Source organism: Neolewinella xylanilytica, from assembly GCF_002934605.1.
Lineage (GTDB): Bacteria > Bacteroidota > Bacteroidia > Chitinophagales > Saprospiraceae > Neolewinella > Neolewinella xylanilytica.
Window position 1 is genome coordinate 2,112,022 of record NZ_PTJC01000005.1, and the last position, 14,043, is coordinate 2,126,064.

At 59.2% G+C, this 14,043-nt stretch carries 11 protein-coding genes and 1 pseudogene; 10 read left to right on the forward strand and 2 right to left on the reverse strand.

The window, feature by feature from the left end; genetic code table 11:
- Positions 1 to 12: 12 nt before the first annotated feature.
- Together dnaE and CLV84_RS08205 are read right to left on the reverse strand one after the other, a co-directional pair.
- The gene (gene dnaE / locus CLV84_RS08200) at positions 13 to 3,552 is read right to left on the reverse strand and encodes a DNA polymerase III subunit alpha (RefSeq protein ID WP_104419231.1); all 3,540 of its coding nucleotides are present in this window, start codon (positions 3,550 to 3,552) and stop codon (positions 13 to 15) included.
- Between the two features lie 559 nt (positions 3,553 to 4,111).
- Positions 4,112 to 4,378 (reverse strand): hypothetical protein, encoded by a 267-nt coding sequence (locus tag CLV84_RS08205; RefSeq protein ID WP_146088754.1) that lies wholly within the window; start codon positions 4,376 to 4,378, stop codon positions 4,112 to 4,114.
- A gap of 146 nt (positions 4,379 to 4,524) precedes the next feature.
- Here CLV84_RS08205 and CLV84_RS08210 point away from each other — a divergent pair, with 146 nt between their 5' ends.
- The 10 genes and pseudogenes from CLV84_RS08210 to CLV84_RS22295 all read left to right on the forward strand — a co-directional run bounded on the left by CLV84_RS08210 (position 4,525) and on the right by CLV84_RS22295 (position 13,976).
- A complete protein-coding gene (locus CLV84_RS08210; RefSeq protein ID WP_104419233.1) occupies positions 4,525 to 4,941 on the forward strand; it encodes a hypothetical protein in 417 nt (138 codons plus the stop codon).
- 39 nt (positions 4,942 to 4,980) lie between these two features.
- Positions 4,981 to 5,844: a fumarylacetoacetate hydrolase family protein gene (locus CLV84_RS08215; protein WP_104419234.1), complete on the forward strand. Its 864-nt coding sequence runs from the start codon at positions 4,981 to 4,983 to the stop codon at positions 5,842 to 5,844.
- A 1-nt stretch (position 5,845) separates the two neighbouring features.
- Positions 5,846 to 6,232: a RidA family protein gene (locus CLV84_RS08220; protein WP_104419235.1), complete on the forward strand. Its 387-nt coding sequence runs from the start codon at positions 5,846 to 5,848 to the stop codon at positions 6,230 to 6,232.
- Between the two features lies 1 nt (position 6,233).
- On the forward strand, positions 6,234 to 7,349 hold the full coding sequence (locus tag CLV84_RS08225; protein WP_104419236.1) for an alanine racemase: 1,116 nt from the start codon (positions 6,234 to 6,236) through the stop codon (positions 7,347 to 7,349).
- Positions 7,350 to 7,860: 511 nt separating this feature from the next.
- Complete coding sequence (locus tag CLV84_RS08235) at positions 7,861 to 8,964, forward strand: dipeptidase (protein WP_104419238.1); 1,104 nt, start codon at positions 7,861 to 7,863, stop codon at positions 8,962 to 8,964.
- A gap of 112 nt (positions 8,965 to 9,076) precedes the next feature.
- Positions 9,077 to 9,796: an RluA family pseudouridine synthase gene (locus tag CLV84_RS08240; protein WP_104419239.1), complete on the forward strand. Its 720-nt coding sequence runs from the start codon at positions 9,077 to 9,079 to the stop codon at positions 9,794 to 9,796.
- Between the two features lie 72 nt (positions 9,797 to 9,868).
- Positions 9,869 to 12,247, forward strand: a complete 2,379-nt coding sequence (locus CLV84_RS08245) for a TonB-dependent receptor (protein ID WP_245911414.1) — start codon at positions 9,869 to 9,871, stop codon at positions 12,245 to 12,247.
- 3 nt (positions 12,248 to 12,250) lie between these two features.
- The gene (locus tag CLV84_RS08250) at positions 12,251 to 13,186 is read left to right on the forward strand and encodes a DUF4249 family protein (protein WP_104419240.1); all 936 of its coding nucleotides are present in this window, start codon (positions 12,251 to 12,253) and stop codon (positions 13,184 to 13,186) included.
- A gap of 99 nt (positions 13,187 to 13,285) precedes the next feature.
- Positions 13,286 to 13,573 (forward strand): annotated as a pseudogene (locus CLV84_RS08255) (ion channel); the annotation flags it as partial.
- A gap of 199 nt (positions 13,574 to 13,772) precedes the next feature.
- Positions 13,773 to 13,976: a DUF6624 domain-containing protein gene (locus CLV84_RS22295; RefSeq protein WP_406603336.1), complete on the forward strand. Its 204-nt coding sequence runs from the start codon at positions 13,773 to 13,775 to the stop codon at positions 13,974 to 13,976.
- Positions 13,977 to 14,043: the final 67 nt, after the last annotated feature.

The following is a 14,043-nucleotide window of genomic DNA, read 5'->3' on the forward strand; positions in this document are numbered from 1 at the left end:
CGATAGGCGCCCTTAGGCAACGCGGTACTTGATGCCCAGCCGTTCGATCTCGTTGATGAAGTCGGTATCGGCATCCACCAGGCGTTCTCGGCTGATCATTTTCAGCTTGATGTCGTCTTCCTGGTCGTAGAATACCATTCGTAGCTTCTGTTGTCCCTGGTACTGCTGGCAGAGGTCGTCGAGGGAGCGGACCAGCTCGGGCGAGATATCGGAGAGGGGAAGTTTAAGGATGATGGCGTCGGTCATCTCGCGGCCCAGGCCTTCGAGGAGTTTGACTTCGTTCACGCTGATCTCGACTTCTTCACTGTTCCATTTTGGCCGGTAGCTGGCCTTGACGAAAACGGCTTTACCCTGGTTGAGGACGTGCTTATACTTTTCGTAGTCTTCCCCGAACAGCTTGAATTCAATAGTTTCATCGAAGTCGCTGAGTTCGAAGATGCCCCAGCCGTTGCCATTCTTGGAGACCATGTGGCGGGAGCTACTGATCATGCCCGCGAGGCGTAGCGGCGTTTTACCGTAGCGTTGGGGATCGAGCTCGCCGAGGGAGCAGGTGACGAAGTTGTCGATTTCCAGTTTATAGCCATCGAGCGGGTGGCCACTGACGTAGATACCGGTTACTTCCTTCTCCCGACGGAGCTTTTCGGGTAGGGTCCATTCGTTGGCCTGGGGGGGCTCGGGTTCATCCGGCAGCACTTCGTCCTGTATCGCTCCGAATAGCGAAGAGGCCGCCGAGGCCAGCTGGCTCTGGTAGGCGTTGGCGTACTTGGTGACGTGCTCCAGGTAGCTGTCGTACTTCTCGCTGGGGGCGAAGTATTGGGCGCGATGGGTTTGCCCGAAGCAGTCGAAGGCTCCCGCATCGACCAAGGCCTCGAGGACGCGTTTGTTTACGCAGCCCGGCTCTACCCGCTGCATTAGATTGAAGACGGAACTGAAGGGACCTTCCTGATGGCGTGCCGCCAGGATGCCTTCGACCGGACCTTCGCCTACTCCTTTGAGGGCGGTCATACCGATACGGATCGCCCCATCCGCGTTAACGGCGAAGTCGGCCTTGCTTTCATTGATATCTGGGCCGAGTACCGGCACGTTCATCCGCTTGCATTCCTTAAGGAAGAAGGTCAGCTTGGTCTGGTCGGTGCGGTTGTGGGTGAGCACCGAGGCCATGTACTCCGCCGGGTAGTGCGCTTTGAGGTAGGCGGTCTGGTAGGCAACGAAGGCGTAGCAGGTACTGTGGGATTTATTGAAGGCGTAGGAGGCAAAGGCTTCCCAGTCCTTCCAGATTTTGCCGAGCTTGTCTTCGGGGTGGCCATTGGCCGTTCCCCCCTCGATGAAGGTGGGGAACATCTTGTCGAGTACCGCCTTCTGCTTCTTCCCCATGGCCTTCCGAAGCACGTCGGCCTGCCCCTTGGAGAAGCCGGCGATGGACTGGCTCAGCAGCATGATCTGCTCCTGGTAGACGTAAATACCGAAAGTCTCCTTCAGGTATTTCTCCTCCCCGTCGAGGGTGTAGGTGATGGGTTTTCTACCGTGCTTCCGGTCGATGAACTCCGGGATGTATTCGAGCGGGCCCGGCCGGTACAGCGCGTTCATGGCGATCAAGTCGTCGAAGGTCGTCGGCTTGAGGCTCTTCATGTGCTTCTGCATCCCGCCGGACTCGTACTGGAAGATGCCGTTGGTTTCGCCGCGCTGGAAGAGCTCGTACGTTTTCGGGTCGTCGAGGGGGATGGCGTCGATGTCGATATAGACGCCGTGATTGTCCTTCACCATCGTCAGCGCGTCCTTGATGATGCTCAGGGTCTTGAGCCCCAGGAAGTCCATCTTCAGCAATCCGGCCGTCTCCGCCACGGAGTTGTCGAACTGGCTGATGTACATGCCGGTATCCTTATCGGCGGTAACCGGTACGTGGTCGGTGACCGGGGTCGGGGTGATGACTACCCCACAGGCGTGCACGCCGGTATTCCGGATGCTCCCTTCCAGTTTGGAGGCGGTACGGATCATCTCACCGATCTCGTCCTGTCGGTCGGCCATTTCGCGGAAGCGGTAGGCTTTTTCCGTGTCGTCGCCGTTTAGCTTACCCTTGAGCTTGGCGGCGATGTCCTTCGGGGCGAGAACGTCGCGCAGGGTCGCGCCGAGTTGGGCGGGGAAGGATTTGGCGACTTTGTCCACTTCACCCAGCGGGACGTCCATTACGCGGCCGACGTCGCGGAGGGAGGAGCGGGCGGCCATGGTGCCGTACGTAATGATCTGGGCTACCTGCTGCTGGCCGTATTTATCGATGACGTAGTCGATGACTTTCTGGCGTCCGACGTCGTCAAAGTCAATATCGATATCGGGCATGGATACCCGCTCCGGGTTGAGGAAGCGCTCGAACAGCAAGTCGTATTTAATCGGATCGATATTGGTGATCCCCGTACAGTAGGCGACGGCCGAGCCGGCGGCGGAACCCCGTCCGGGACCTACGCTGACCCCCATCTTGCGGGCGGCGGCCGTGAAGTCCTGTACGATGAGGAAGTAACCAGGGTAGCCGGACGCTTTGATGACTTCCAGCTCGAAGTCGAGCCGCTCGGTAACGATGGCGTTCAGTTCGCCGTAGCGCTTTTTGGCTCCCTCGTAGGTGAGGTGCCGCAGGTACTCATCTTGAGTCTTGAAACCAACGGGCATGGGGAAGTTGGGCAGCAGTACGTCGCTGGTCAGCTTCAGGTGGTCGATCTTGTCGTGGATCTCCAGGGTGTTGGCTACGCTCTGGGGCACGTCCTTGAACAGGTGGCCCATTTCCCGCTGGGATTTGAAGTAGAAATCGGAGCTGGGGAATTTAAAGCGGCTCATATCTTCCATGAGGCTGCCGGTGTTCACGCACAGCAGAATGTCGTGGGGCAGGTAATCGTCTTCCTCAACGTAATGACTGTCGTTGGTACAGATCACCTTGACGTTGTGCTTCTTCGCGAAGCCAAGCAACTTCTGGTTCACGTCTTCCTGGCTGATGCCGAGGCCGTCGATGTCCTCCAGTCCGCGGTGTCGCTGCAGCTCGATGTAGTAGTCTTCGCCGAATACGTCGAGCCACCATTTGAGGGCAATTTCAGCTTCCTCGTCTTTACCCTGCAACAACAACTGGGGAATTTCCGCACCGATACAGCAGCTGGTGGCGATGATCCCCTCGGAATACTTCAGCAGCAGCTCCCGGTCGATCCGGGGGTACTTGCCATAAAGTCCTTCGATGTACCCCAAACTGCAGAGCTTGGAAAGATTCTGGTAGCCCAGCTTGTTCTTGGCGAGCATCAGTTGATGATAGCGGACGTCCTTTTCGCCCCGAGCCCGGCTGAAGGCCTTCTTATGCCGGTCCTCCACGAGGTAAAACTCGCAGCCGATCATGGGCTTCAGCCCGCGTTTATCGGCCTCGGCCACAAACTTGAAAGCCCCGAACATATTGCCGTGATCGGTCAGCGCGACTCCCTTTTGCCCATCGGCCTGCGCCTTGTCCATCATAACCCCGATCTCGGACGCTCCGTCGAGCAGCGAGTACTGGGTGTGGCAATGGAGGTGGCAGAATTCAGGCATCAGCGGGGCGTTTTTCGACCTCGGTAAGGTAGCCAGAAAACGTCTTTTTCAAACAAAAAGTTATCAACAGGGTGTTGGGAGAAGCTCCCTGCGGTCGCTTGTTGCGCTGCGCGTTGGTGTGCCTGCGGATTAGTGCGCTGCGCCTTAGTCTGCCTGCGGATTAGTGCGCTGCGCCTTAGTGTGCCTGCGGCTTAGTGCGCTGCACGTTAGTGTGCCTGCGGCTTAGTGCGCTGCGCGTTAGTGTGCCTGCGGCTTAGTGCGCTTCGCGTTAGCGTACCTGCGGCTTAGTGCGCTGCGTGTTAGTGTGCCTGTGGCTTAGTGCGCTGCGCGTTGGTGTGCCTGCGGCTTAGTGCGCTGCGCGTTAGTGTGCCTGCGGCTTAGTGCGCTGCGCGTTAGTGTGCTGCCAGTTAGTCATTTTCGAATACGGACAGAGTATAGCTAGCACTGGCGGTCCCCCTAAAAGACTACCCGACTAAAAGACTAAAAGACTACCCGACTAAAAGACTAACGGACTAAAAGACTACCCGACTACCCCCTAACAGACTACCCAACTAAAAAACTAACGCAAAATCCCCAACCCATCCTGCCGTCCCAAAATATCTTCCAGCTGTTCGATGCGGTCCGGGTTACCGGTGAGCCAGGGGGCGAGGCGCTCTTCGAGGAGGGTTTCCGCACTTTCGGAATGGAGGTTGTCGACGGTTTCCTGACGTTCGTCGTCGGTAAAGGCCGGATGTATGTATTCCAGAATCGACTTGCGAATGCCGTTCTTTTCGTTTTCGGGTTGGCGCAGGGCCGTTACGGTGGAGTGGATGAGGGCTTCTACCATGGTAGCGTTCGGTTTTGTGATTTGCTTTGCACCTGCGTTTACCGCCCACATGCGTAATATGTTTGCCGGAAGCGGCGATACCCAGTGCGGGCATGGGGGGAACAATGCGGTTGCCGGGAAATTTATTGCCTTGTTATTTTGTGGCGATGCCAGTAAAGTTCAAGTTCACGGCCCGAGGCTTTTTGGTGGTGTGGCTCAGCGGATTGTTGACGCTGTCCATGCGACCGGCCAGTTTCGTACTTACCCTGGTCGAAGTCGAGGAGCTCGTCAACGACCAGGTGGGCGAAGAGTGGACGCATTCGGTAGCGGTAGACGGCTGGCAACTGGACATCTACGACAGCATCGACCTGGCCAGCGCCGAAGCGTACGAAATTCAGTGCACCAGCCAGGAAGCCGACCCCTATTATCCGGATTTCGGAAGCCGAACGCTGCGGATGACGGAGGCAGAGATGGTGGCCGCGGCCGCTACCGGCGGATTTACCGTGGAGGTGACGGTCCAGGAACGGCACGGGGAGCACGCCGGTAAGGAGGCGGTTTGGCGGTATCACTTCGCCCTGCGCTAAGCTTGCCACGGAAAAGCTAACCGGGGCTATCTTGGGGCCATGAAATTAATCCGCTTCCAACCCTACGAATCTATTCCCAAGCCCGGGATCCAGCGACCCGACGGCACCCGCATCGATGTATCGGGTTTCTGCGCCGACTATGACGAATTCTTTTTCGGAAGTGGCGGCCCCACCCGGTTGGCTGCCTGGTTGGAGGAGCACGGTGATCACTGCCCGGTTGTCGATCCCGCCACCCCGCTGGCTGCCCCCTGCGGCCGACCCTCCAAAATCGTATGCGTCGGAATGAATTACGCCGCCCACGCCGCGGAAACCGGAGCGGAGCCCCCCACGGAGCCCGTCATTTTCATGAAAGCTACTTCGGCGATCACCGGTCCCTACGACGATATCGTACTGCCGAAAGACAGCACCAAAACCGACTGGGAAGTCGAGCTGGCCGTCGTCATCGGTAAACGCGCCAGTTACGTGACCGAAGCCGAGGCCATGGACCACGTGGCCGGCTATGTACTCCATAACGACGTCAGCGAACGCGCCTTCCAGATCGAGCGCGGTGGCCAGTGGGTCAAGGGCAAGAGCGCCGATACCTTCGCGCCGCTCGGACCGTTCATCGCTACCGCGGACGAAATCGAAGACCCCCACGACCTCCGGCTCTGGCTAAAGGTGAACGATGAACTGGTACAGGACAGCACCACCCGGGATTTTATCTTCAACCTGCCGCAGTGCATCAGCTACATCAGCCGCTTCATGACCCTCCTCCCGGGGGATATCATCAGCACCGGAACCCCCAGCGGCGTTGGCCTGGGCATGAAGCCAAATCGCTACCTGAAGGCCGGCGATACGGTGGAACTGGGCATCGATGGATTGGGAACCAGCAAGCAACACGTAAAAGCCTACGGGCAGCAATAACATGGAGAAAACACGCATCACCCACCCCAGGAGGAAGGAGGATTTTGTTACCGGCGCTTACTCGGACGGCGTCATCGTCGGAAACATGCTGTTCGTCAGCGGCCAGACCCCGGTCGATTTCGCCACTTCCTCGGTCGTGCTCGGCACCATCGAGGAGGAAACCCGCCGGGTGCTGAACAACATCAAGGACATCCTCGAAGCGGGCGGCGCATCCCTCGACAACGTAGTGAAGTGTACCGTACACCTGGCCGATAGCGACGATTTCGACCGCTTCAACGCCGAGTACGCTACCTTTTTCGGCGGCGTGCGGCCCGCGCGAACCACGGTAGCTTCAGGCCTGAAGCACGGCATCAAGGTCGAGATCGACGTCATTGCTATCCTGGATTAGAATGAACTGGCAACCTGATCAACGCTACCGCGTCGACGGTCTCGACCGCATCGACTCACCGGCCCTGCTTGTGTTTCCCGAGGTGATTGAAAGCAATATCGATCGTGCCCTCGCCCTGACGGCGACCGACAACGGGCACTGCCTGCAACCCCACATCAAGACCGTCAAGAACCCCGATATCGCCCGCATGGCCATCGCCCGCGGCATCACCCGCTTCAAATGCAGCACCGTAAGCGAAGGGGAGTTGCTCGGATCGGTCGGGGCGGGAAAAGTATTGCTGAGTTACCAGCTTTCCGCGGTAAAGGCCCGGCGGTGGCAGGCGCTGCGGGCACTGTATCCGGACACCGAATTTGCCGCCCTGATCGATAATGCGGATAGCGCGCGGGTGGCCTCGGAACTGTTCGCCGAGAACCCCTTGCCGGTATATATCGATATCAATCCGGGCATGGACCGCACGGGGATTCCGCCGGAAAAGGCACCGGAATTGATCGATCGTATCCTGGAGCTGCCTGGGCTGGTGTTGCGCGGCTTCCACCTTTACGACGGCCACATTCGGGACGCCGAAGAAGCGGGACGTAAACGGCAGGCCGAAGCGGCGCTGGCGGAAGTAGCAGCATTGCGCCGGAGCGCGGGAGAAAAGACGGCCGAAAGACTGGAGATCGTCGTCGCCGGATCGCCTAACTTTCCCTTCTACGTCGGCTACCCGGACGTATGGGTCAGCCCCGGCACTTTCTTTTTGTGGGATGCCGGTTATGGTGTCTCCTTTTCCAATTGGGGGTTTGAGCCCGCTGCCCTGGTCCTAACCCGGGTGCTATCGGTCATCGACGACGAAAAGCTGTGCTTCGACATGGGATCCAAAGCCGTATCGCCGGACAAGGAACAGCCACGCATGGCATTTCCGGGTTTGCCGGACGCCGAGGTTGTCGGACAGTGGGAGGAGCACCTGGTGGTCCGCGTGCCCAATACCGCGGGAATCGCCGTAGGGGATCCCTATCTGGCTATCCCCGCCCACGTTTGTACTACGGTCAATCTTTACCAGGAATTGCTACCAGTGGTTGAGGGGCGTGTGAGTGGCAGCTGGCCGGTGGTGGCCCGGGACCGGCGGATTACGGTATGATGAGGGTTTGCGCGTAGTGATTAGCGATAACCAACTAGCGCATTTTGCTTTGGCTGCCGCATGGCACTGATCGCCTGCGGTTCGTGGTCAAACCCGGCATTTACGGATTCGCATCGCGGCTACCCCCTGTCGGTTTGGGTACGTTTGGCCACGCATGTTTCACTAAAGCCGGCCCAAACTTCCCTTGCCGCCAAAATCCGGGTACGCAAACGAACGGGTTAAAAACGGACCGGGTTAATCAGCAAATCGGGAGTAGGAGAGAAAGCACGCAGCGCATTCGACCGTTCGTGAAATCCACTATCGCGCGGGGAAAAATCCGTGGCTAATCCGTATTAAAAACCCGAGCCGCAGGCGAGCGAATCCCTTCGTGCCCATGTGGCATACGGAGGCCGCAAAGCGAATAATAGTCCAGCCTACCCCGGGTAAAAGCAGGAGCCAAATCCTGCCCATACCGGCGAAGCCAGAAAATACCCCGACCTTTTCCCGGACCGAATCCGCAAGAATTCCCTCCATGCCATCCCCCTTCATCGTAGACGCCCACCTCGACCTGGCCACGAACGCCATGGCCTACAACCGCGACCTCACCTTGTCGGTAGCGGCAATTCGTAAAAGAGAAAGGGCGGCCGGGCTGACGGATCACCCCGACCGGGGGCGTGGTACCGTATCGCTACCGGCGCTCCGGAAGGGTGGGGTAGGGCTGGTCTTCGCCACCCTGATCGCCCGGGTAGACCAGCCGGGGAAGGCACCGGCTTCCGTCCGCCTGCCTGGCTGGCATTCCCCCGCCCAGGCGTGGGCTGATGCCCAGCGGCAGCTGTGCTGGTACCGGGAGATGGAGCGTGCGGGGGAAATGCGCGCGATCACCGATGCGGGTACGCTCGAGGAACACCTGACCGAATGGGCCGACCCCTCATCGGATGCCGGAAAAGCCGTAGGGTACCTTCTTGCCCTGGAAGGAGCGGACTCGATCGTGACCCTCGATCACCTGCACCACTTTTACGGACAGGGACTACGCTCCATCGGCCCCGCTCACTTCGGCCCGGGACGTTACGCACCGGGGACGGGCAGCGACGGGGGCGGGCTGACCCCGGCCGGCCGCGATCTGCTGCGGGAGATGGATCGCCTGGGCATGATCCTGGACCTGACCCACCTCACCGATCGTGGCTTTTACGAGGCCCTCGACATTTTTCACGGGACGATCATCGCCAGCCACCAGAATTGTCGGACGCTCGTACCGGGCGAGCGGCAGTTCAGCGACGACCAAATCCGGATGATCATAGAACGGGACGGGGTAATCGGCGGCGCTCTGGATGCCTGGATGCTCTACCCCGGTTATGTGCGGGGCCGCGACGACCCCCAAACCCTTGACATCCGGCTGGAACGCATTATCGACCACTACGACCACATTTGCCAGCTGGCCGGTGACGCGGATCACATTGGCATAGGCAGCGACCTGGACGGACTATTCGGTACGGAGCAATCGCCGGCCGACCTGGATTCCATCGCGGATTTATCTAAGCTGGCGGGCATACTGGAGCGGCGGGGGTATGTACCGACGGACCAGGAAAAGATTTTTTCCGGGAACTGGCTACGGATCTTGCGCCACGTAATGCGTTGACGCCTTCGTCGGACGAGAACTCGTCCGACGACTAGTCGTCCGACCAACCAGCAACCGACGCTTCCCCCCCCTTCTGACGGTCATTTGCCGTTCGAAATCCTACCTTCCCGCCATGAAGATTCCCATCCTCTTCGAAGACGACCACCTGATCGTCGTAGACAAACCCGCCGAAGTCCTCACGGTACCCGACCGCCACGACCCCGAGGCGCCGAACCTCAAGCAGTTACTTTCCGACCGCTACGGAACTATCATCCCCGTCCACCGACTCGATAAGCCAACCAGTGGCGTGCTGGTCTTCGCCCGCACGCCGGAGGCCCACCGGGGCCTGAGTATGCAATTTGAGGCCCGGGAAGTAGAAAAAGTATACCTGGCCCTCGTCGACGGGGTGCCCGATCCGGAAGAGGGTGAAATTGACGAGCCGATTGCCCCGCATCCGTCGAAGGTCGGCCGGATGCTGGTCACCAACCGCGGGGGGAAATTCGCGCGGACGGATTACAAGGTAATGGAAGCCCTGGGTAAGTTCAGTCTCTTGGGGGTGCAGATCTTTACCGGACGAACCCACCAGATCCGCGTTCACCTGGCCTATCTCGGCCACCCGCTCATCGTCGATCCGTTCTACGGTAAGCGGACGGAATTTCTCTTGTCCGAAATCAAGGGCAAGCGCTACAATAAGGGCAAGCACGAAGAGGAGCGGCCGCTGCTGTCCCGCGTTCCCTTACATGCCGCTCGCCTTGGGTTTACCCACCCCATGACGGAGGAATGGAAGGATTTTGAGGTCGAGCTACCGAAGGATATGCGGGCCATGGTGAAGCAATTGGGAAAATTGGGCTAAGGTTTAACTTGTGGAAAGGTATGGCAAACGCGTCCCCGCCCTACCTTTAGCAGGCCACCTAATACACCCGCCTTGTTCCTGCGATCCCTGCTGTTCCTGCCAGTGTACCTGCTAGCGCTTTCCCTGACCGCCCAAACCACCGTCAGCGGCTACCTCACCGACGGGGCCAACGGTGAGGCCCTCCTGGCCGCCAACGTTATCGAACTGGGAACCGGCCAGGGCGCCGTAGCCAACGAATACGGCTTCTACAGCCTCACGCTCGGTCGCCGCGATACGCTGCGGTTGCGATTCAGCTACATCGGCTATGGCTCCCGCGATACGACCATCCTGAATCCGCCGCCCACCCTCGCGATCAACCAAAAATTACAAACCGGCTCGGAACTGGAAACCGTCGTCATTACCTCCGATCACGGCGAACGCATCGAACAGCGGACGCAGATGAGTACGGTAGAGATACCCGTGGCGGAGATTAAACGGGTCCCCGCCCTGCTCGGGGAAGTCGACGTGCTGAAAACCCTGCAACTTTTGCCCGGCGTACAGAGCGGGGGCGAGGGGGCAAGCGGCCTTTACGTCCGCGGCGGCAGTCCGGACCAGAACCTGGTGCTCCTCGACGGCGTACCGATCTACAACGTTTCCCACCTGCTGGGCGTTTTTTCGATCTTCAACGCCGACGCGCTCCGCAACGTGACGCTCACTAAGGGAGGCTTTCCGGCCCGCTACGGCGGGCGGTTGTCGAGCGTACTCAGCATCAACATGAAGGAGGGCAACCTGAACGAATGGGAGGGTGAAGGCTCGGTCGGGCTCATTTCTTCCAAACTCACGCTCAATGGCCCCATCAAAAAAGGCCGTACCAGTCTGCTGGTTTCCGGCCGCCGCACCTATGCCGACCTGATCGCCGGTCCGTTGCTGAAACGAACGGCCGGACCGGGGACCGAAACCGATCTGGGGCTCTATTTCTACGATCTTAATGCCAAGCTACAGCACAAAATCAGCGATCGTCACCGGGTTTTCCTGAGTTTCTACAACGGAAGCGACGTCTTCCGGACCGAGATCAGCGAAGGGCCCGAAACCTACGGCGGCGGAACCGACTGGGGGAACCTGATCTCCGCCGCGCGGTGGAACTGGCAGGTCGGGCCCAGGCTGTTCGTAAACACCACGGCCACCTTTAGTCGGTACCGGATCACCGTGAATAGCCTGAGCATCGAGGAGGAGGGGGAGTTTCGGGCGCGCTACCTAAGCGGGATTACCGACCTCGGGGGGAAGGTGGATATCGACTATATCCCCAATCCCGACCATTATCTCCGCTTCGGTGGTGGGTACACCAACCATGCGTACCGCCCGGGCGCCGTTTCGCTACTGAGCCGGTCGGAGGATGCCGTCAACCTGGATACCCTGATCGGCAGTACGGCCACCCACGCCAACGAACTCTACGCCTACGCGGAAGACGACATCACCCTCGGTGCCCTGAAGGTGAACGCCGGCCTGCATCTGTCCGGCTTTGCCGTGCGGGGCAAGTTCTATTCCAGCCTGCAGCCGCGGCTCGGCGTACGGTACCTGTTGCGCAACGACCTGTCACTGAAGGCCAGCTACAGCCGAATGCAGCAGTACATCAATCTGCTGGCCAGTGAATCGCTGAGCCTACCGACCGATCTCTGGGTGCCCAGTACCGAGCAGGTTCGCCCGCAGCAATCCTGGCAGGTTGCGGTCGGCGCGGCCAAAACTTACCGCTCCGCCTACGAGGTAAGCGTGGAAGCCTTCTATAAGAACATGGACAACGTGCTCTCCTTCCGCGAAGGGGCCAGTTTCCTCCTCGGCCTGGAATCCGACTGGCAGACGAAGGTGACCCAGGGGCAGGGAGAAGCTTACGGGGCGGAATTCTTCATTCAGAAGAAGGAAGGCAGGTTTACTGGCTGGGTAGGCTACACCCTCTCCTGGAATACCCGCCAGTTTGACGAAATCAACGGCGGACGGGCATTCCCTTTCCGCTACGATCGCCGCCACGACCTGAGCCTGGTAGGAAACTACGACCTAAGCGAGCGCGTCGGGCTTTCGGGCGCCTTCGTTTACGGCACGGGTAATGCCGTGACGCTGCCGGTGTATACATACGCGGTAGTCAATCCCCAGGCGGGATCACATTGGAACGATAACTTGTTTTTGGATCGCATCGAGACCAGCACGGAAAAGAACAGCTTTCGCATGTCGAACTACCATCGCCTTGATCTGAGCATAAGCTTCCGCAAGCAAAAGAAGTGGGGGGAACGCAGTTGGGTCATCAGCCTCTACAACGCTTACTGGCACCGCAACCCCTACTTCATGGAGGTCGGCCCGGAGTGGGTGTGTACCGACCACGGTAACGGCAGCACGAGTTGCGGGTACGGCGACCGGCTGGTGGTGTCCGAGGTCAGTATCCTGCCCCTTATCCCTTCGGTGGCCTACAACTTTAAATTCTGAACCATGAGAGGCGTGATCCCGATACTTGCCGTCACCGTGCTGCTCACTTCGGCCTGCGGGGAGGATCCCTTCCGGCAAGTGGTGGATATCGACCTGCCGGACCACGATCCCGCCCCGGCGGTGGTCCTAGAACTGGTGGCCGGCGATACGGTCGCCCGACATTTCGTAGCCCGTAGCTACGGCACCCAGGATGACCGACTAGAGGAAGACCTGGCCTATGACATCGTGCTTTATCGCGACGGCGCGGAAATACTGCGTCACAGCGGTAGTACGGATGACTTCAATAATTATGATTCCACGCGGGCAAATCTTACCCTGGGTACTCCACTCGACAGCGTGCCCGCCCGGTACCGCTTGGAAGTGAACGTCGCCGGCCTGGGCTCCGCCTCCGCCGAAGAAATTATGCCGCAGCAACCGGTAGCTCGCGTTGTGCGCTTCGAACGCGATGGCGCCCTATCGTCCGATGGGGAACGGGTGGATGCCCTCCGCCTTGCAATTTCGGACCCGCCGGGGGTAGCCAATTACTATGCCGTACAGTTGGGCTACCGAGGCATCGGGGCAACTTCCTGCAGCTATATTGACGGAACCGTTACCTGCGATTCCACCTATGCCGACTTTTCCCTCTTTGCCGAAACGCCGAATCCGTTGGTGCGGGACTTAGGATATACCTACCGGATGGGACTCAGCGATGCCTCATTCGACGGCCAGGATTACCAACTGGACGTACAGTTTTCATCCGCGGAGGTAGGCGAGAATGCGTCGCTATTCGTCGAAGTATTCGGTCTGACCGAAGCTGCCTTTCGCTACCTGGTCTCTAAGGAAGCTTTCGATGAAGCGCGCGGCAATCCCTTCGCCGAACCCGTGACGGTGAGTAATAACATCGACGGCGGATATGGCTATTTTATCGTTGCCAACCGGCGACGGTTGCCGCTGGAGTGACCTGAGCATCCTAACCTTCTACGAAGTAACCATTGAATTTACGGATAGGAGGAGTGGGTACCCCCACACGCCCCCGCCCCCTCGACGGACCGGCTCTACTGCATAGGCCTCGTCTTCAGTACTCTCGGGGTTGGCGACTTCGTACCCGGAAACGACGGGAGCCGCAACTTCACGGTCGGCTATTCGGTGCTGGGCTTCGCGGTGCTGACTACCGCCATCACCTACATCCTCTCCGTATTGTCCGCGGCTACCAATAAAACGAATCTGGCAACCTTCCTATCCAGCATGGGGGAGACGCCCCGGGCGCGCTACGACTACTGTACGCGGCAGGAATCCGCACGCGGTCGATACCACCCGCTGGCGGCAGTGGCGGTACCTGCCGATTGATAGTGCGGGGCGTACCCTGCTACGGGATCTTGTGGGTGAGCACGGCTTTCCTACCCGTGAACAGGTCGGTAAGGACGGTATGGAAGCCGTTTTTATGATCCTACAACACGCAGATGGAAACCCGGGCTGACTGTCCGACCGGCTTCCGGAGATACAAGCGGCCTTCGAGCGCGGCGATCTGGCCGGACAGCATGTCCCTTTGCTTACCGATCGGGTGGCCGTGAACGCGGACGAACCGCAAGTCTACGGGACCCAGGTCGCGGAGATCGATCCCGTCAGGAAGGTATTCCGGCTGCATCCGGTGCGGGATAGTGCCGATCTGGATCGCCGTCGCATGGAATTGCACATGATGCCGATTGCACGCTATAGGAGGCTCATGGAATCGATACCGTCCTCCAATTGATTGGATTCCAACTTACGGACGCGCCGAATGGCAGTCGTCAAAGATTAACTAAAAGACCTAGTTAAAA